Origin of the sequence: Arundinibacter roseus, assembly GCF_004348825.1 — a bacterium.
Lineage (GTDB): Bacteria > Bacteroidota > Bacteroidia > Cytophagales > Spirosomataceae > Arundinibacter > Arundinibacter roseus.
Genome location: NZ_SMJU01000013.1, coordinates 71,386 through 89,260 on the forward strand (window position 1 = coordinate 71,386; position 17,875 = coordinate 89,260).

Sequence of the window (17,875 nt, forward strand, 5' to 3'; positions counted from 1 at the left end):
GAGTACTTAAAATTTGGGGCCGATCTGAGCGTGCAATTCACACAAATCCATAACCGCTGACCTACTAAGAACTAGTTGTGGGGGAGTCTACCTATTAAAATTCAAAAAAAGGTGGTTCAATGTCATTTAGGCGTAAATAGACCAACGCCTGTGCCCGATGATGCGCCGTGTGGGTATAGGCACGTAACAGTATATCCCGACCGGTGTGTTTCTGCCAGTAGGCTTCTTTTCCATAACCCGTTTGGTCAAGTTGGACGTCGGTGAGAGTTTCAAAAACTGCTGTACACTGCGCATGACAGGTTTTGTAATAATCAATTACGATTTCTTTTGATAATTCCTTTGGCTCCGGCAAAGGGGGCTGCCTTGCCAGCAGGCCCACGTAAAATGAATTCCAGTAGGCAGCATGGGTAAATTGCTGACCAAACGTACGTTGCGTAGGCGATGGTGTGTAAGAGAATTTCCCGGCAGGCATTTTTTCCAATACTTTCAGGCTGTATCCCAGCGTAGTTTGCCAGCGAGGCAAAAAATCGGTTAGGTACGGAGAGACAATTTTTTGCGGCCCGGCCAGGATCCCCAGCGCACCGGCTAGTTGTTGCAAAGCTTCCTGTCTGTTCATAGGTATTTTTTGTAAAATATCTTTCTATCAAAAAACACGCGATGTGCATTTTCTACCAGTTCATTATCGATTAGCCGTTGTTGGTGTTTTCACCAACAATATTCTTTAAGGGACCAGTTTCAAAGTGGCCAAACGTCAGCCCGAGAAAAATTTGGCTACTTTTGCTTAGAAATTTACGTGATTCTACATTTTTTATTTATCTCAAATTCTGAATACAAAACTCATGAACGAATATCCCCCTTGCCCAAAATGCGCGAGCGAATATACCTATCCAAGTGATAATCTGTTTGTTTGCCCGGAATGCTTTCACGAATGGAGCGCAGAAACTGCCGCAGTTGAAACCGTAGAATCAACCGATGCGAAAGTATTGGACGCTAATGGAAAAGAACTTGCAGATGGCGATACGGTGGTGATTACCAAAGATCTACCCGTAAAAGGGGCACCCAAATCTATTAAAGCCGGCACCAAAGTAAAGAATATCCGGCTTGCATCTGACGGACACGATGGCCACAACATCAACTGCAAAATCGATGGGTTTGGCTCGATGGGTATAAAATCAGAGTTTGTTCGTAAAGGCTAACAAAAAAACCTGCAATGGCTTGAACCGTACACTCTACGGCACAAACTATTGCAGGAGTTTTTATTGGTTACGAATTATTTCGTTCCCGGAACCGCAATCCGTACCTCACGAAAAGTAGCCGCGCCGTCGGTAGAGAAAAGCGTAATTTTACCTTCGTGCTTTTTTGGAAAAACCAGATTGGTCATGACCCGTTGTCCGTCATTCACAAAAACCTCCACCACCGACGCATCGACCAGAATATGTACTTTCAAGCGGCCGTTTATTAGCGGGGCAGGCATGGATTCTACGCTGGAAAAACGTTCGTGAAAAGTAGTGTTGCCCGATTTGGTCCGGTCAAATAAAAGTACTGCCGAAGGTACATCGTAGGTAAGTACCGTAGCCTCATCTTCACTTTGCAACAATTTTATTCCTAAATTTTTAGCTTTTCCCGGCTCAATTGTCGCCACCAATTCGTACGATTCACCCGTAAAGTCAAGAAGTTTTTCTCCTTCCACTACCAGACTTTTTTCGGATAAAGCTGCTTCTACATTTTTTGTAAGAGCCACAGGTTGCTGAATCAGGCGAAAGCCGTCGCCCGTTTTGGCAAGACTCAACTCGCGCGGTGCCGACATTGCGCCTTTGAAAGTAGCCGAAGGCAGCGCGTTGGCGTACACCCAATCGTTTAGCCAACCAACTATGAGTGGCTTTTTGTGCGAAGCCGGAAGATTATTAAACGGAATTGCGGCATAGAAATCTTTGCCTTCATCTACGTACAAAATCTCTTTTTGTGGCTGAGGTACAAAGGTTTTTCCATCAAAATCGCCCACAAAGTACTGCATTCCCAAAAAATCCTTCTGCCGGTGGCCGCTTGAAATCAGCAGCAACCATTTTTGTTGGTCGGTTCCTTCGACAGGAATCGGAAAAAGAGCGGGGCATTCCCAGATTTTAGTCGTGTCGCCCTGCCGGCCAAACTCGCTCATGAAAGTCCAGTCTTTCAGATTGGGCGACTGATAAAACTGCACGGTAAATTCCAGCGGCTTCACCACGGACATAATCCATTTTTTATCCTGCGCATACCAAAAAACATTTGGGTCGCGGAAGTCTTTCATTTGCAGATCAAGTACCGGATTTTTATCATAGAGTTTCCAGGTTCTGCCTTTGTCGGCGCTATACCCAAGGCTTTGGTGCTGCAACAGCCCGTCTTTCCCATTGTGCACGTGCGAGGTAAAAATGGCCACGAGACCATCCGTCTGCCCGGCCGCAAAAAATCCCGATGTATTGGCGCTATCCACCACGGCACTTCCCGAAAACACCATCGTTTGGGTAGACGTATCGCCCGGCGTCGGATATTCGGGCAGCGCCAAAGGCAGATGTTCCCAGGTGATCAAATCTTTACTTACGGCATGTCCCCAGCTCATGTGCCCCCATTCGTTCCCAAAAGGATTATGCTGATAGAACAAATGGTATTCGCCGTCCAGATACACCAACCCATTAGGATCGTTGATCCAGTTTTGGGGAGCCGTAAAATGGTAGGACGGGCGGTATTCTTCGCGGACAGTTTGCTCGTCAGAAGGAGAAGATGTGTTGGTAGTTTGGCAAGAAAATAAGGTAAGTTGGGCCAGCGCTGCAAGCCCCGCAAGTTTCCACATAGGTCGTTTGGGATTTTGGTCAGGAGATGTAAAAAATCATTATGAACTAATGATGAGTCAATTATAAGGAGTTATTGAATTTCATAAAAAAGCATGAGCCACCTCAACACCTGCGATGACTCATGCTTTCATTTCATTTTATATTTAAATCTAATTACACCAATTTTTTCAAATCCACGGGCAACGTGCGTATACGCGTACCGGTAGCCGAAAAAATGGCGTTGCACAAAGCCGGTGCTACGGGCGGCAGTCCGGGCTCACCTACTCCACCGGGCGCTTCCTCGTTTTCTACCAGGTGAATCTCCATCTTCGGCATTTCGTCCATTCGCAGAAGCTGATATTGGTGAAAATTGGACTGCTGTGCTTTGCCTTTGGCAAAGGTTATGGCGGGTTTGGTAGCAGCCGTAAGGCCCATGGCAATGTTACCTTCGGTTTGCGCCCGAACGTTATCCGGATTTACGTACATGCCGCAGTCCAGCACCGTCACGACCCGATCAACCACAAGTCCGGTAGCCGTTTTTTTGACGAAAAAGGCGTGTGCGCATACACTTCCAAAGGACTTGGCCACGGCTACGCCCTTGCCCATTCCGGCCGGAAGGGTTTTATTCCAACCCGATTTTTCCTCCAATAAAGTAAGTACGTTGAGGAAGCGTTTGTCGTCTTTCATCAACTCTTTCCGAACTGCCAACGGGTCTTTTCCAGCGGCGTGGGCCAATTCGTCAATAAAAGATTCGTGACCGAAACTACTGTTGGAAGGATAAACCGAGCGCCACCATACAATCGGGATTTCGGTTTTGACACGCGTAAATCCTACTTTCAAATTCGGAATGGCGTACGGACTTTCTTCGTGGCTGATGGCCTCCCCTGCCCACGGATCGGGCTTACCTTCGGGAAAAAACCCAAAAACCTGCCCCGAAATAGACTCCCCGATGAGCGTATGTTCAAACGCAGTGATCGCTCCTTTTTCGTCTACACCGCCTCGCATGCTGCTAAGCATCGCCGGACGAAAGGGTCCCTGCTGAATATCGTCTTCCCGTGTCCAGATTACCTTCACGGGCGTTTTTGTTTGTTTGGATAAATACACAGCTTCCAGCACAAAATCGAGATACGCTTTGCGGCCAAAGGCTCCGCCCAAAAATGGCACGTGAACCGTAACCTGCTCAGGTTTAATGCCCAAATAAGCCGATACCTGTTCGATTGTTCCGTCGGGTCCTTGTACGGGTGCCCAAATTTCGCAACTGCCGTCTTCTTTTACGTGGGCAATCGCAACTTCCGGCTCCATCGGCGCATGGGCCAAAAAGGGAGTTTCGTACACGGCATCCAATTTTTTGGCAGCCGAGGCGAGCGCAGTTGACACATCGCCCAAATTAGTGTACGAAGGTGCTTCCTGGGCTACCGCTGCACGAAGTTTTGCTGCATATACGGACGAGTCCAACTCTTCGGCAAGTGTGCCATTGTCCCACACAATTTTCAGGGCTTTTCTACCCTGTAAAGCCGCCCAATAGGAATTTGCCAATACGGCCACACTTTCGCAGGCTTTGTAGGGAAGCTTGCGTTCCGCTTTCAGTACCTGCGTCACACCGGCTACTTTTTTGGCATTGGTGTCATCAAACGAAACCACTTTGCCATGAATCATCGGGCTGCGCTCAATGCTTGCGTAGAGCATGCCGGGCACCTCCACGTCCATCCCAAACTCAGCAACACCCGTAACTTTGGCGGGGATCTCAGGACGGGGCAGGGCTTTGCCTAAAATTTTAAAATCTTTCTTAGCTTTCAGCGGCAAATCAGCGGGTACTTCCAATGCCGAAGCCTGCTCTACCAACTCCCCATACGAAAGCGATTTGCCAGTCGGGCGGTGGTGAATTTTCCCATTTTCTGCATAGCAGTCAGACTTCTGTGCCTTCCACTCAGTGGCTGCGGCCTGCAAAAACATTTCCCGCGCGGCCGCCCCGGCCTGTCGAAGGCGAGTCCATCCCGTACGTACAGTACTGCTGCCGCCCGATAGTTGCTCTCCGTATTTCCTCAAACCATCCGACTGCCGGATCTTGATTTGATCCAGGGTTACTTCCAGTTCTTCGGCGATCATCATCGGCACCGACTGCCAGGTGGCCTGCCCCATGTCGGGTCGGTGGTTGATGAGCGTAATTCCTCCGGCGTTATCGATCACAATAAACGGGTGCAGTTCAAACGAAAGTACCGCCGCTGAATCGGCTGACAAATTCACAACTGACGTCTTTTGTCCCGATGCCTTTGCTGAAAAACCCAGCACCAAACCAACGCCCGTCAGGCCCGCAAGGCGCAGAAAATCACGGCGGCCTGATGCCAGCGCCTGCGTATTATTTTCCTCCTGTAATTCCATGTTCTTTTCCTTTTTGGGATGCTTTGTGAATAGCTGTTTTGATACGTGCATAGGTTCCGCAGCGGCAAAGGTTGCCCCGCATGGCCGAGTCGATTTGCTCATCGGTTGGGTTAGGCGTGTTTTCCAGCAAGGCCACTGCTGACATAATCTGACCCGAATGACAATAGCCGCATTGCGGCACCTGGGCATCAATCCAGGCCTGTTGAACAGCGTGAAGCGTAGCCTCACTACCAATACCTTCAATAGTCGTAATGCTTTTGTTGGCTGCTGCCGACGCCGGGTACGAGCAGGAGCGGGTCGGTTTGCCGTCGATATGAACGGTACAAGCGCCGCACTGGGAAATGCCACAGCCAAATTTGGTGCCTTTCAGCCCGGCCATGTCGCGGATTACCCAAAGCAGGGGCATGCGTGGATCAACGTCCAGCTCGTGTTTTTTCCCGTTGATTGTTAGTGAAATTTCTGCCATATATTGGGAGTTTGTGCGATAGATGAAAGTTCCAGGAATGGATTGTCCTGAATTTTAATCTAAAATTACATTCTTTCTCTCTATAATTCAACGCCCATCCCGGAAGCAGCTTTTGATTCAAAAGACCAAAAGTACAAGTATCCGTTTTTTACATAAAATTAAATTATTCAAGATTGTAGCATTCCTTTTCCCTTACCCAAATACAACAAAAAAAGGGCTGAAATACTTTCGTACCTCAACCCTTTACTCATTGCCTGATTTTTACATCAAACAAAGTTTATCTTACAAAAAATCAGCTGATTATACCCGATCTTCTTTTCTCTGACGTTGGATTTCATCTTCTTCGCTTTGATTTTGATCACCGCGATTTTGGTTTTGCTGCGAACCTTGATTCCGCTGCTCCTGCTGACCTTGTCCTGACTGACGCTGCTCCTGCTGTCCGTGACCGGACTGACGTTGCTGTTCAGTCTGAGTTCCAGCCTGTTCTCCTTTTTGGCCTCCGGGATTATATCCTTTCTGATCCTGGTTTTTTTGATCGTTTTCCATCACTTTAATTAGTTAAGTTGAATTGAACGTTTACATAAACCGGCATATAATTATGCTAGTTTTTCAATAAATAGTTAAAAAACCAGTCCAGCGTTTTTTTTCAGCGATCCTTTGATGAGGAGTTAATTATTTTTCTAAAAGTATTTTTTCTAAAAACTTCTTTTTCAATACTTTACAACTAATAAATTACAGTGTACGAGTTCTTTCGGCGGGTGGTATTCAACAAAAACTGATGAGGTTTCTTTTTCTCAAACATCCTGAATTCGGTGACTATTACTCCCATCTTACGCTAGTTCACTGCGTGGCACAGCATTTGTTAAGTGCCTTACGACAAATACATTAGGGCGCCTGAACTTCTTCCGGTGTCAAACCTTTTGTGTAATAATCATCCACGTACTATCGTCCTTACTCAACATGGAAAATGAAACATTCCTTTCGATACCCGTTTCTGACTGGATCGCGATTATAATTTCCGGCATTGGCGGCACGCTCGTGATGAGCGGCTTTATGTACCTCGTCAGTTTCCTGACGCCTTTTACCCTTAAAGTGGTAAAAATTTTAGGCACAATGCTCACATTTCGGACTACGGCTTCCGGTAAACTTTCCGACAAACCTGCCGTCATTTGGGTAGGGATTGTCGGGCATTATGCAGTCGGAATCGTCTTCGTACTTGTGTACTATCTGCTTTGGCAGCAAGGCATCGGCGGTCCCAACTATTTGTCGGGTATTGCGTACGGGGTTGGTAGCGGTCTTGTAGCAATCATCGTCTGGTATAGCTTCTTTCTGATTCACCCAAGTCCTCCGGCGATTTCCCTTCCGTCCTATTTAGTTTCCCTGTTTTTGGCCCATTTTGTATTTACCTACGGAGCAATTTTGACGTATCAGTTGGTTCAGGCCTATCAGGCATAAACACAGGGCTGGTAAATCAGGTTTTAGGAGTAAATTTCTTCTGAAAAATTGTTTTATCTGAAAAAAAGCCAGGCCATGAAAAAGTATCTGTATCCGGGAATAGTTGGGTTACTTATTCTGATTAATTCGTGTGCGACTCTCGACCCTGCCGAAATCAGTTCGCTGCAACGGATTCCGTTTGAGCCCTTTTCGTTGACGCCGCGCGTGGAGCCAACCGGCCTTAGAATTGACATTATTCGGCAAGAATCAAGTACGGGGGATTCGCTTATTCAAACCTCAGAAATTCCGTATCACTCAGCGGGCTATGATCTGGGAAATTCCCTGTTTTATGATCTTGATAATAATCTGGGGTTTCGGGTCAATGATTTGCTGGGTTCGGAAGCTTCTCCGGAGTTCAAGATCATTCTTACCGGAAATCCCAAAGGAGGCAGCCGATTTATAACATATTCTTTATCAAATGATTCTCTTAAACTAAGAGTTAATAATCGAGCCAAAGAGCGTTACTTATGGCATCGGGAAATCACGGCAGATTGCACGGCTTATCAGTACAAAAGTCGGCTTCGCTATGCTATTTCGAGTACTGATTCGTCGCTGCTGTACTACCCGAACAAGCGGCTCAAAGAAGAAATTTATCAAAAAAATGACAGCACGTTTAGCTGGAAAAGAAGAAACCGTGAACAGCCAGTGTTGGTTACGCCACGGGAGGTAAAGATTCATGATCGATACTTGCTCAGCCTTTCCCCCAATTACCTAAAAATGCAGGTTTTTCAAATTAGAAAACGTAGAAATCACTTACTTTTTACGGTAGAAAGAAGTGCAGAAAAAATTCTGGTGTACGATGAGAATGCACGGGGGAAAAAAATTCAACTGGAACCGGACGTGCTGGCGATTTATAGAAATAAAGGTCTCCTTCAAAAATATGAGCTAAGTAAAGCTCCCTGAGAATGGTTAAAAAAATGGCGTTACCTTCGTGCCAACGTTCATTTTTACCCGCTAAACTATTCTTAAAACTATGGTAATTGACCTCCGCTCCGACACCGTGACCCGCCCCACGCCTGCTATGCAGGAAGCGATGTGGTCGGCTCCGGTCGGCGACGATGTGTTTGGAGACGATCCGTCGGTGCTTGCTCTCGAAGAAAAAGCCGCTCAACTTTTTGGCACCGAAGCCGCCCTTTTCTGCGCCTCGGGAACAATGACTAATCAGCTGGCAATCAGAGTACATACCCAACCTGGTAGTGATGTAATCTGTGATAAATTATCGCACATCTACCTGTACGAAGGTGGCGGAATTATGCTCAACTCCCTTTCCTCGGTGAAACTGCTCGATGGCGACCGTGGCCGCCTGACGGCAGAGCAGATTGCCGAAGCGATCAGCCCCGAAAACGACATTCATTCGACGTTGACCCGGCTTGTTTCTCTGGAAAATACGATGAACAAAGGCGGCGGCTGTTACTACGATTTCGACGAATTGCTCGACATTCGGGCCCTTTGTACCGAACGGAATATACCGCTGCACCTGGACGGCGCCCGGCTGTTTAATGCCCTGGCAGAAACCGGAGAAACTCCGGCCCAACACGGCCAACTATTTGATTCTCTGAGCATTTGTCTTTCCAAAGGCCTTGGCTGTCCGGTAGGTTCACTACTCCTTGGCACAACAGATTTTATCGCCAAAGCCCGGCGGTTTCGCAAGTCAATGGGTGGCGGCTGGCGTCAGGCGGGTTTTCTGGCTGCTGCCGGAAGCTACGCGCTCGATCATCACGTTTTTCGCCTGAAAGAAGATCATCAGCGGGCAAAAACGATTGGGTCAATCCTGCGGGAAATACCGGAAATTGAATATATATACCCGATTGACACCAACATCGTAATCTTTCAACTTCCTGTGGATCAATTGGCTACATCTTATGTTCGCAAGCTGGATATGCTACGCATCAAGGCCGTTCCTTTCGGAAAACATTTGGTTCGGATGGTTACGCATCTGGATTTTACAGACGATCATTTGACTGAACTGCAAGCTCGATTACGGAAAGTATAAGATATATTACCTCAGGCTTTCAGAAAAATTTCCGGAAGCCTGAGGTACATTCAGTTACCGAAAAGCATGCATTTTTTTCACATGATGCCGGGGTTCGTAAATGAGCCGTAGAAAACTACTAAGCCGTTCATTTTCACGGGCAATAGGTATGCCTGTCACGATACCAATCAGCAAATTTTCAGAAATACTTACCCGCATTTGCGGACGAATCGTCATATCAAAGGTTCCGGTATGCCCTGCTACTTTATTAAACTCTATCCCGATAAAATTGCGGGTGCCGGGAATCATATAGTGGACATTGCTATTGATTTGCCAATCCATATGCGTGGTTTTGGTTTCAAAATGGCGGAAAATGGTTGGACCCGTGTACAACAGCGTGTGGAAATTGTTGCCCCAGCGTTTTGCGGCTATAAAAAATGGATTATACACAAGGCCGGGAAACAGTTTCTCTTTGGAGTAATTCCGAAACTCTGTCAACTCAAATTCCTGAATGTAGCCAATCGCCATAGAGGTTTTTAACTTTTCGGACACAAAAAACGAATATTGAGCAGCTACTTTCAGGCTGTTCAATTTACTGCCCGGCGAGTGTTTATTTTCTGTATTTGGGTAATAAATTGTGAATGGAAGCTCTACTTCCAGGCCCAATCGGTTGATTGGTGCCCATTCGTACTCAACAAGGGCCGTGTACGAATCGAACTCATTTTCGTCGGTCAAGCCCAGACCTACGTTCCACTCCCGCTCTCCTTTTCGTGCGCCCAAATCGCGAATAAGGTCAATATACAAAGGCTCGGCATGCAGCACTTTGTCGGGCTCGTGCCGATCTTCAACTTCCAGCACATATAAGCTGTCTTTTATTTCTTTTGCCCGATCAGAACTTATTTGGGCGTGCGTTTCAGTCAACAGAAAAATACCACACAGGCAGGCGCCTGCTTTTAAGAAAACTTTCATAAGTACCCGGATTTTTTTAGCGCAAACGGTAAGCCACGCATAAACAACCCCTTGCTAAACAGAGGGATAGCGTGACAAAACTAAATTTGCTTCAAGTGATTTTTGTTAAACATACATAGATAAATCGACTGGTTTTTCATGTAAAGCAGTCGAAAAAACTGTATTAAACCAGGCAAAAATCCGGGGGAGGAGAATGAATCTCGAAAAAGGGATTTCGGGGTTGATTAATCAAAAACCAGCTAAATTCTGATTTTTTGAGAATCTGCTCACTCTTGAAGAGCAAGGAAAGAATTGGAATAAAAAAAACAGGAATTGAAAAACTCTTCTTTTGAGGAGTTTCCTTTTCAGAATCATCGCTGTCGTAGTCGGGAACAGCGGTATCAAAACCCAAAATATGTTCAAGGATTACTTCCATCACACTTTCCTGTTCGTTGAAACCCAGGTGATTGGATGGATAATCCGTAGGAGAAATGGGGGTATCAATGGAGCAATTGAGCATGTACAAACACAGAAAGCCCCACAATCCCCGCACAAACCGACTATTCTGAATCGCTCTAATCATGATGCAATGTTACCTATTTTTCTTTAATCCCGTAAAATTAATACATGAAAAATTGTATTTCCAGAAGATTCCACGTACAATAATGATACCAGTCATACTCTTCAATATTGAGTTAATTTATCTTTGAAAAACTTGCCTGGCTAATAAACCCACCTCTTTCATACTTAAACTATGAAAAATGAAATTGTCCATCGCGTTTATGATTTTTTGAAGGATTATCCGCCCTTCACCCTTCTCACTCCTGCTGACCTGATGTCACTTTCAGCGCAGGTAGTGGTTCGGTTTATTCCAAAAAATCAGCTTTTGTTTTCGATAGGCGAAAATCCCGGCTCTTACTTTTATGTAGTACATACAGGTGCCATTCATCTTTCTCAGGAAGACGGCAGTCTGGTAGATCAGTGCGACGAGGGTGATGTGTTTGGGCTTCGTCCGCTGCTGGCAAAATCGCCCTATTTACTCAGAGCCGAAGCTGCTGAAAATACCCTGCTGTATGCCATTCCAACTGCGACTTTTTCTCCCTTGTTGGCTCAGAATCCAGCTATAAGCACTTACCTGATTAGCAACTTTGCGGCCGGTATCGGTGCCATGTACCATGCTTCCGGGGCGGAAGTTTCCGATGCTGCCTTACCGGCATCAGACTACCTGACGGAGTTGCTTCCTTTACCCACAGACCGTCGAAAACCCGTGACCGGAACGCCCGAATTGAGCATTCGGCAGGCAGCTCAACGCATGGCTCAGGAAGGCGTTGGCTCGTTGCTGATCTGCAACGAAAACAATTTCCCTGTGGGCATTTTAACGGATAAAGACCTGAGAAACAAAGTAGTGGGCGGCAACATTCGTATGGAACAGCCGGTCACCGATTTGATGTCGTCGCCGGTTTTGTGTGTCAGGGAAGGTTTGGCTTTGGCACAACTGCAACTCATGATGATGAAAAATAAAATCAGACATTTAGCTATTACTCAGGATGGCACTCCGGACTCGGCGGTTTTGGGAGTAATTTCAGAGCATGATCTGGTGATTCAGCAGACCCAAAATCCGGCAGTTTTCAGCAAAGAAATCAATCGAAAAAGCAGTACAGTTGCTGACCTGCGCCGAATCCGTGAACAGATTGACGGCCTCATGGAGCGGTATCTGCAACAGGAGGTTTCGATTCCGCTTGTGCTCGAAATCGTGTCGGAACTCAATGATCAGATTATTCAAAAATGCGTGACGCAGGCGGCAGAGGAGGCGGGCTATTCGGAAGCAGCACACGGTACGTTTTGCTGGCTGGCACTTGGCAGCGAAGGACGACAGGAACAGATTTTACGGACGGATCAGGATAGTGCACTGGTGTATGAACCCGTTGAGGACGATGCCAAAACGAAAGAAGTATACCTGAACCTTGCCAAAAAAACTGTGGATTATTTGCACGAAGTTGGCTTTGACTATTGTCCGGCAAATATGATGGCGTCTAACTCCGATTGGTGCCAAACGCTGACCAACTGGAAACATACGTTCCGAAAGTGGATTCATCAACCGGGCGAAACGGAGGTACTTATGACCACGATTTTCTTTGATTTCCGGGCTATTTATGGCGACAAATCACTGGCCGAAGCACTTTCAGCACATATCATTGCCTGTCTCGCACGAGATGAGGTTTATCTTCATATGCTGGCGCGCAATGCGGTACAAAACCCACCGCCGCTGAGTTTTTTCAGGAATTTTATTGTGGAAAAAAACGGCGACCATCAACATGAATTTGATATAAAAGCGCGCGCCATGATGCCTTTGGCTGATGCGGCCCGGCTCTTGCTGCTGGCACATAAGCACATGCCCCCACCCAGTACGCTTCGTCGATTTGAAAAACTCAAAGAACTGGAACCTCAGCATGCAGAACTTTACCAACTGGCAGCAGATGCCTACGAAATTCTGGTCAGGCTGCGAGCTTTGAATGGACAAAGAAACAAAGATTCGGGACGATATTTCAATCCTGATGAACTGGACAAAATGATGCGTCTGTCGCTACGAAACAGCTTTCAGCCAATTGCCGAAATTCAGAAACTGATCAAAATACGTTTTCAACTGACCGGAATCCTGGCATGATGCAGAAACTTTTTCAGGAAGTACGCGCCTATTTTGGTTCTTCTGAGCCTTACCCGGATTTTTACCAACAGTATGCCGAACAGGACTTTTCCAAAAATTTACGGCTGCCGTTTGAAGAAATAACGTGTACCGTATTTGATACCGAAACTACGGGACTGGACGCCGGGAAGGATAAGATTTTATCTATTGGAGCCATTCAACTAAAAGGCAACGAGCTGTTTGTAGGAAAAAGTCTGTCTATCCTGGTGCGGCAAAAGCAGGATTTCAAAATCGCTGCTATTCACGGAATTATTCGCAATGAGGAAGATGGGATGGAGCAAAGCGAGGCGATTCGACAGTTTCTGGAATTTATCGGTACGTCTGTCCTGATTGGTCACCACGTTGACTTTGACATCGCAATGATCAACGCTGCCCTAAAAGGTATGCAGGCAGGTCCGCTAAAAAACCAAAAAATTGATACGGCACATTTGGCAGCCCGGCTCAATTCGTCGCCTGATGCGCTACCTCAGGCCGGACAGTTTTCACTCGATGTACTCTGTAAGCAGTATGGCCTTGTGACCAAAGCCCGCCACACCGCCGATGGCGATGCCTATCTTACGGCAATTCTTTTTCTACATCTTCGCCACCGGCTACGCGAGCGTGGCGTTCATAGCCTGCAGGCATTGACCCAAAAGAAACGTAGACTTTTATAAAGGATAGGACAGCTAATCATTTGCCGGTTTGCACGTATTTTTTTTCGCACACTGACCAATTATTTACCAGCTTCTCCCAAAGAAATAGGGCTCCTTCTATTCCTGAAAAAAAATTATACGGGCGAATGAAGCATTTCACAGGAAAGACCAGGTGTTTTTACAGGTTTTTGGTAAAGAACCCATGCATATTTAGTCAAGTTTTGCAGGGATGGTATGATTATTTAACCTAAAACAACAAACAAGCCTTTCGCAAGAAGTTTTGAGAAGGCTTTAAACAACCATTTTTTTACTAATAAACATCTAGCAAAATGACCACAGGAAACGACATTAAATCAACGGCTGAGGAGTTAAAGTCAAAAGCAGATCAGTTTAATCCAGAACATAAAGAAGGCCCGGTTGCGGCTGCCATAGAAGACTACACCGCCCGTCTGCCATCTGATACTTTTCTTTGGGCCGCTTTGGGCTCAATGGCGATTTCGGCCACATTCAAAATTTTGGGCCGTGACAGAGACGCTGTCTTTGTTGGGCAATGGGCCCCTTCATTTTTGATGCTCGGCCTCTACAACAAATTTGTAAAAATGGAAGGGTTTGAAAAAGACAAGTAACTAACACCACAAAAAAATTCTTTGATTAATCATACATCATTGTTAATCAAAGCTTTATAAGAAAAGCGAGCATCCTTCCAACTACTGGATAAGATACTCGCTTTTTGTTGTTTCAACAGGCTGAAGATATCTCAGGCAATATCACAAATTTGCACACCCTGCCGCAGAGAAGCGAGTACGTCGGGACGTTTGGGGACAAATTCCTGCGCTACAAAGCCTTTGAAACCCGTGTCCGCAATCGCTTTCATGATTGCCGGATAGTACAATTCCTGCGAGTCATCGATTTCACCCCGACCCGGAACGCCGCCCGTGTGGTAATGTCCGTAGTAAGAATGATTCTTCTTAATTGTAGCAATTACGTCGCCTTCCATAATCTGCATGTGGTAAATATCGTAGAGTAGTTTAAAGCGCTCAGAACCAACCTGCTTACACAATTCCACACCCCAATTGGAGGTGTCGCACATGTAGTCAGGATGGTTTACTTTACTGTTGAGCAATTCCATAATCATGGTTACTTTGTGTTTTTCTGCCGAAGCCATCAGGCGTTTCAGTCCTTTGGCCGCATTCTGCAGCCCTACTTCATCGTCCATGCCGTTGCGATTGCCGGAAAAACAGATGACAGTATTGTATCCGGCTGCCACAAGTTTAGGGAAAAGGTTTTCATAGCTTTCGACGAGCGCATCGTGTAGCGTGGGGTCATTAAATCCTTTGGCGATACCCATACCGGCGCCGTTTGGCAGCGCGCAGGTAAGCCCGTATTTGGCAAGAGTAGGCCACTCGTCCGGTCCCAGCAATTCAATCGATTGCAGGCCCATCGCTTTCCCTTCGCGGCAGAGGTCTTCCAGCGACACTTTGCTGTAGCACCACCGGCAAACGGAGTGGTTGATTTTTCCTTTCAATGTAGTTCCAAGCGCCGCATCAGAAGCAGCAAAGGCTTCGGTCAGCGAAAGGGTAGCCGACAAAGCAGCGGTGCCACCCAGCATGGTTTTGAGCGTAGAACGGCGGGAAAAGGTTGGTTTCATCAGGAATGTGTTTTAGGTAAAATATCAACGCGTAATCTCTTTGTTTTTCGTATTCGCAGATTCACAGGTTCCGTGTTCAATGGTTCACAGGGCTGCACCCTGTGGTAGTGAATTTACGCCCTTTCGGCGATAATTTATTACTATCTTATAAAGAAAGGCGAGTTGGATTTTACTTGGTTTGACAAGATCGGCAAGAGGTTTTATCATAATTTTAAGTCAAACTTCGGTTTCTAAATATCCTCATTCACTAAACGTCAAACCAAAAATGACTTTTGTTTCCTGAGCCTCTTTTTTGTATTTTTGCAACAATCAATGGCTCTCAAAGCTCACTTACCCTTCTTTTAATTGCATTTTTCAGATTTAATTCACTTTTCAATTCCTTTTTTTTCTTTCTGGAAAGTATAATGTATCCCTTCATTCAGGCAGTTATTCGTGCCTGATTCTAATCTTTTTATTCAATAAAACGTTTACCATCCAACTGAACTACCCGCTGTATTTATGAAAATTATTAATCGCGAACTCACCGAAGAAGACTACACCGACCTGAAAGCTGCCATGATTGAAGCCTATCAGGGAATTGGTGGTCAGTTTTGGCGAAAAGATAAAATTGATATTCTGCTTGAAAAATTTCCCGAAGGACAAATCTGCGTCGAAGTAGACGGAAAGGTGGTGGCCGTGGCATTATCGATCATCATTTCTTATGAAAAGTTTGGCGACGAACATACGTACGCCGAAATCACAGGAAATTATACCTTCAAAACGCATAATCCGAAAGGCGACGTGCTCTACGGAATTGAGGTTTTTGTACATCCCGAAAACCGGGATATGCGTCTGGGCCGACGGCTGTATGACGCCCGAAAAGAACTTTGCGAGCGGCTTAATCTGCGGAGTATTGTGGCGGGAGGACGTATTCCTAACTATTCACACTATTCGCACGAACTTACCCCAAAAGAATATATTGACAAAGTGAAGCGTCGGGAACTGTATGATTCGACGCTGACATTTCAGTTGGCCAATGACTTTCACGTACGAAAAGTTCTGAACAATTATCTGCCCGGCGATACCGAGTCGAAGGAATACGCAACGCTGCTGGAATGGAACAATATTTATTTTCAGCCGGGCAAAAAACGAACCAATCCGTCCGATTCTATCATCCGTATTGGGGTGGTGCAGTGGCAGATGCGGCTTTTTAAGGATGTAAATGCTTTTTTTGATCAGGTTGAATTTTTTGTAGATGCCGTAAGCTCTTACAAAGCTGATTTTATTCTTTTTCCTGAATTTTTCAATATGCCGCTTCTAGCGCAGTTTAACGACATGCCCGAGCCTCAGGCTATTCGTAAACTCGCTGATTATACGGCAGTTGTGCGCAAGAAAATGCAGGAATTTGCCATTTCTTATAATGTAAATATTGTGGGCGGAAGCATGCCGCTTGTCGAGGATGAAAGCCTGTACAATGCGGCTTATTTGTACCGACGCGATGGTAGCAGCGAGGAATTTCGGAAAATACACATCACGCCCAACGAGGTGAAACACTACGGAATGGTGGGTGGCAACGACGTACGAGTTTTTGATACGGACTGCGGCAAAATTGGCATTGTCATTTGCTATGATGTAGAGTTTCCTGAATTGAGCCGTTTGTTAGGCAAGCAGGGCATGGAAATTCTGTTTGTGCCATTCCTGACGGATACTCAAAACGGCTACATGCGTGTACGCAATTGTGCTATGGCGCGGGCCATCGAAAACGAATGTTACGTCGCAATTTCGGGCTGTGTGGGCAACTTGCCGCGCGTCGAAAATATGGATATTCACTACGCGCAGTCTGCTGTTTTTACTCCCTCTGACTTTCAGTTCCCGACCAACGCCATCAAGTCAGAAGCCACGCCAAACACCGAAATGATGCTGATTGCCGATGTAGATTTGTTACAATTGAAAGAGTTGCACGAGCACGGATCGGTGCAGATCATGAAAGATCGCCGGACGGATTTGTACGACGTTTCGCTCAAAAAACGGTCCCGAGCGACGCCCAAAGTGGAAATTAAAACAGAATTAACCAACAAATAGTTGTCTGATATACAGGCACTAACAAAATGGTCGGAGAAAAAATCTTCCCGACCATTTTTTGTATATTTGATTTTGTGAAAATAATTATTGGCTCGCTATGAAAAAGTTACTTTTTTTCGTCATCGTTTTTACCGCAAGTCAGCTGCTTTATGCGCAAACCGAAATTGCCTACGACTCTACCACCGACGTTCACCGCTATGCAATTCAGGCGCAACTGTACGATTATCGGAGCAATAACGAACAGAACAGTTACCGAACCGTATCCATTAAAGGTTCGCCTTTTTTGTATAAATCATGGCAAACCGGCACGATCCCGCTAGCCAATAATCGCAGTTTGACGTTGCCTTTGAACTATAACATTCTGGAAGATTACCTTTTCATAAGCATGATTGACGGTGAAAAACAGGTTTTTCCGGAAACCTTCACCATTCTTGACAAGACCTTTGTTCGTATAAATAATCAATATTACGAAGCAGTGTATTTGGGACAAACCAAACTCCTGCGAAAATATCGGGCGCGCCTGGATGCGGTAGAAAAAAATGGCTACAATGAAGCATTGAAGTATGATTACGAATACATCAAAAGTGAAGATCTGTATATTCAAACCGCTCGCAGGGCCTTGCAACCCGTCAAACTTACGGAGAAAAGTTTGCTGTCGCGGTTGTCGCATCATCCTTCGGCGCGGGTTATTGTGCGGGAACAAAACCTGAATCTGCGCTCCGAAAAAGACGTAGTTACCCTTCTATCCACGCTGGAACAGTAAGCGG

17 protein-coding genes are annotated in these 17,875 nt (G+C 45.9%); 9 read left to right on the plus strand and 8 right to left on the minus strand.

Annotation, left to right across the window (positions count from 1 at the left end; all coding sequences use genetic code 11):
• Window positions 1–94 precede the first annotated feature (94 nt).
• Window positions 95–616, minus strand: a complete 522-nt coding sequence (locus tag EZE20_RS18830) for a DinB family protein (protein WP_132120583.1) — start codon at window positions 614–616, stop codon at window positions 95–97.
• Between the two features lie 223 nt (window positions 617–839).
• Between EZE20_RS18830 and EZE20_RS18835 the strand changes: the two genes are divergently transcribed.
• Window positions 840–1,196 carry a zinc ribbon domain-containing protein YjdM gene (locus EZE20_RS18835; protein ID WP_132120585.1) on the plus strand — a complete coding sequence of 119 codons (357 nt, stop codon included), beginning with the start codon at window positions 840–842 and terminating at the stop codon, window positions 1,194–1,196.
• A gap of 74 nt (window positions 1,197–1,270) precedes the next feature.
• On the opposite strand, the gene EZE20_RS18840 is transcribed toward EZE20_RS18835, so the two are convergent.
• From EZE20_RS18840 to EZE20_RS18855, 4 genes are all read right to left on the minus strand, one after another.
• A complete protein-coding gene (locus EZE20_RS18840; RefSeq protein WP_132120587.1) occupies window positions 1,271–2,824 on the minus strand; it encodes a glycoside hydrolase family 32 protein in 1,554 nt (517 codons plus the stop codon).
• Between the two features lie 154 nt (window positions 2,825–2,978).
• Entirely contained in the window at window positions 2,979–5,183 is a 2,205-nt protein-coding gene (locus EZE20_RS18845; protein ID WP_132120589.1) for a xanthine dehydrogenase family protein molybdopterin-binding subunit, read from the minus strand.
• Window positions 5,161–5,649, minus strand: a complete 489-nt coding sequence (locus EZE20_RS18850; RefSeq protein WP_132120591.1) for a (2Fe-2S)-binding protein — start codon at window positions 5,647–5,649, stop codon at window positions 5,161–5,163. Before EZE20_RS18850 ends, EZE20_RS18845 begins: the two co-directional genes overlap by 23 nt.
• Before the next feature lie 300 nt (window positions 5,650–5,949).
• On the minus strand, window positions 5,950–6,195 hold the full coding sequence (locus EZE20_RS18855; protein WP_132120593.1) for a hypothetical protein: 246 nt from the start codon (window positions 6,193–6,195) through the stop codon (window positions 5,950–5,952).
• Window positions 6,196–6,609: 414 nt separating this feature from the next.
• Between EZE20_RS18855 and EZE20_RS18860 the strand changes: the two genes are divergently transcribed.
• The 3 genes from EZE20_RS18860 (at window position 6,610) to EZE20_RS18870 (ending at window position 9,136) form a co-directional block, all read left to right on the plus strand.
• Window positions 6,610–7,104 carry a hypothetical protein gene (locus EZE20_RS18860; protein ID WP_132120595.1) on the plus strand — a complete coding sequence of 165 codons (495 nt, stop codon included), beginning with the start codon at window positions 6,610–6,612 and terminating at the stop codon, window positions 7,102–7,104.
• 75 nt (window positions 7,105–7,179) lie between these two features.
• Entirely contained in the window at window positions 7,180–8,046 is an 867-nt protein-coding gene (locus EZE20_RS18865; RefSeq protein WP_132120597.1) for a hypothetical protein, read from the plus strand.
• A gap of 70 nt (window positions 8,047–8,116) precedes the next feature.
• Entirely contained in the window at window positions 8,117–9,136 is a 1,020-nt protein-coding gene (locus tag EZE20_RS18870; RefSeq protein WP_132120599.1) for a threonine aldolase family protein, read from the plus strand.
• A gap of 54 nt (window positions 9,137–9,190) precedes the next feature.
• On the opposite strand, the gene EZE20_RS18875 is transcribed toward EZE20_RS18870, so the two are convergent.
• Window positions 9,191–10,084 carry an HAEPLYID family protein gene (locus EZE20_RS18875; protein WP_132120601.1) on the minus strand — a complete coding sequence of 298 codons (894 nt, stop codon included), beginning with the start codon at window positions 10,082–10,084 and terminating at the stop codon, window positions 9,191–9,193.
• Window positions 10,085–10,247: 163 nt separating this feature from the next.
• Window positions 10,248–10,646, minus strand: coding sequence for a hypothetical protein (locus EZE20_RS18880; protein ID WP_132120603.1), 399 nt, complete (start codon window positions 10,644–10,646; stop codon window positions 10,248–10,250).
• 171 nt (window positions 10,647–10,817) lie between these two features.
• Between EZE20_RS18880 and EZE20_RS18885 the strand changes: the two genes are divergently transcribed.
• From EZE20_RS18885 to EZE20_RS18895, 3 genes are all read left to right on the plus strand, one after another.
• Window positions 10,818–12,728 carry a DUF294 nucleotidyltransferase-like domain-containing protein gene (locus EZE20_RS18885; RefSeq protein WP_132120605.1) on the plus strand — a complete coding sequence of 637 codons (1,911 nt, stop codon included), beginning with the start codon at window positions 10,818–10,820 and terminating at the stop codon, window positions 12,726–12,728.
• Window positions 12,725–13,420 carry a 3'-5' exonuclease gene (locus EZE20_RS18890; protein WP_132120607.1) on the plus strand — a complete coding sequence of 232 codons (696 nt, stop codon included), beginning with the start codon at window positions 12,725–12,727 and terminating at the stop codon, window positions 13,418–13,420. Before EZE20_RS18885 ends, EZE20_RS18890 begins: the two co-directional genes overlap by 4 nt.
• Before the next feature lie 308 nt (window positions 13,421–13,728).
• Window positions 13,729–14,025 carry a hypothetical protein gene (locus EZE20_RS18895; protein ID WP_228713881.1) on the plus strand — a complete coding sequence of 99 codons (297 nt, stop codon included), beginning with the start codon at window positions 13,729–13,731 and terminating at the stop codon, window positions 14,023–14,025.
• A 131-nt stretch (window positions 14,026–14,156) separates the two neighbouring features.
• Here EZE20_RS18895 and EZE20_RS18900 read toward each other — a convergent pair whose 3' ends face one another.
• A complete protein-coding gene (locus tag EZE20_RS18900; protein WP_132120609.1) occupies window positions 14,157–15,047 on the minus strand; it encodes a hydroxypyruvate isomerase family protein in 891 nt (296 codons plus the stop codon).
• Window positions 15,048–15,545: 498 nt separating this feature from the next.
• Between EZE20_RS18900 and EZE20_RS18905 the strand changes: the two genes are divergently transcribed.
• Both EZE20_RS18905 and EZE20_RS18910 read left to right on the plus strand, forming a co-directional pair.
• Window positions 15,546–17,108, plus strand: coding sequence for a bifunctional GNAT family N-acetyltransferase/carbon-nitrogen hydrolase family protein (locus EZE20_RS18905; protein WP_132120611.1), 1,563 nt, complete (start codon window positions 15,546–15,548; stop codon window positions 17,106–17,108).
• Between the two features lie 97 nt (window positions 17,109–17,205).
• Window positions 17,206–17,871 (plus strand): hypothetical protein, encoded by a 666-nt coding sequence (locus tag EZE20_RS18910; RefSeq protein ID WP_132120613.1) that lies wholly within the window; start codon window positions 17,206–17,208, stop codon window positions 17,869–17,871.
• Window positions 17,872–17,875: the final 4 nt, after the last annotated feature.

Coding starts and splice junctions, on each gene's coding strand:
- EZE20_RS18830 (WP_132120583.1), bottom strand. CDS start 616: ATGAACAGACAGGAAGCTTTGCAACAACTAGCCGGTGCGCTGGGGATC.
- EZE20_RS18835 (WP_132120585.1), top strand. CDS start 840: ATGAACGAATATCCCCCTTGCCCAAAATGCGCGAGCGAATATACCTAT.
- EZE20_RS18840 (WP_132120587.1), bottom strand. CDS start 2,824: ATGTGGAAACTTGCGGGGCTTGCAGCGCTGGCCCAACTTACCTTATTT.
- EZE20_RS18845 (WP_132120589.1), bottom strand. CDS start 5,183: ATGGAATTACAGGAGGAAAATAATACGCAGGCGCTGGCATCAGGCCGC.
- EZE20_RS18850 (WP_132120591.1), bottom strand. CDS start 5,649: ATGGCAGAAATTTCACTAACAATCAACGGGAAAAAACACGAGCTGGAC.
- EZE20_RS18855 (WP_132120593.1), bottom strand. CDS start 6,195: ATGGAAAACGATCAAAAAAACCAGGATCAGAAAGGATATAATCCCGGA.
- EZE20_RS18860 (WP_132120595.1), top strand. CDS start 6,610: ATGGAAAATGAAACATTCCTTTCGATACCCGTTTCTGACTGGATCGCG.
- EZE20_RS18865 (WP_132120597.1), top strand. CDS start 7,180: ATGAAAAAGTATCTGTATCCGGGAATAGTTGGGTTACTTATTCTGATT.
- EZE20_RS18870 (WP_132120599.1), top strand. CDS start 8,117: ATGGTAATTGACCTCCGCTCCGACACCGTGACCCGCCCCACGCCTGCT.
- EZE20_RS18875 (WP_132120601.1), bottom strand. CDS start 10,084: ATGAAAGTTTTCTTAAAAGCAGGCGCCTGCCTGTGTGGTATTTTTCTG.
- EZE20_RS18880 (WP_132120603.1), bottom strand. CDS start 10,646: ATGATTAGAGCGATTCAGAATAGTCGGTTTGTGCGGGGATTGTGGGGC.
- EZE20_RS18885 (WP_132120605.1), top strand. CDS start 10,818: ATGAAAAATGAAATTGTCCATCGCGTTTATGATTTTTTGAAGGATTAT.
- EZE20_RS18890 (WP_132120607.1), top strand. CDS start 12,725: ATGATGCAGAAACTTTTTCAGGAAGTACGCGCCTATTTTGGTTCTTCT.
- EZE20_RS18895 (WP_228713881.1), top strand. CDS start 13,729: ATGACCACAGGAAACGACATTAAATCAACGGCTGAGGAGTTAAAGTCA.
- EZE20_RS18900 (WP_132120609.1), bottom strand. CDS start 15,047: ATGAAACCAACCTTTTCCCGCCGTTCTACGCTCAAAACCATGCTGGGT.
- EZE20_RS18905 (WP_132120611.1), top strand. CDS start 15,546: ATGAAAATTATTAATCGCGAACTCACCGAAGAAGACTACACCGACCTG.
- EZE20_RS18910 (WP_132120613.1), top strand. CDS start 17,206: ATGAAAAAGTTACTTTTTTTCGTCATCGTTTTTACCGCAAGTCAGCTG.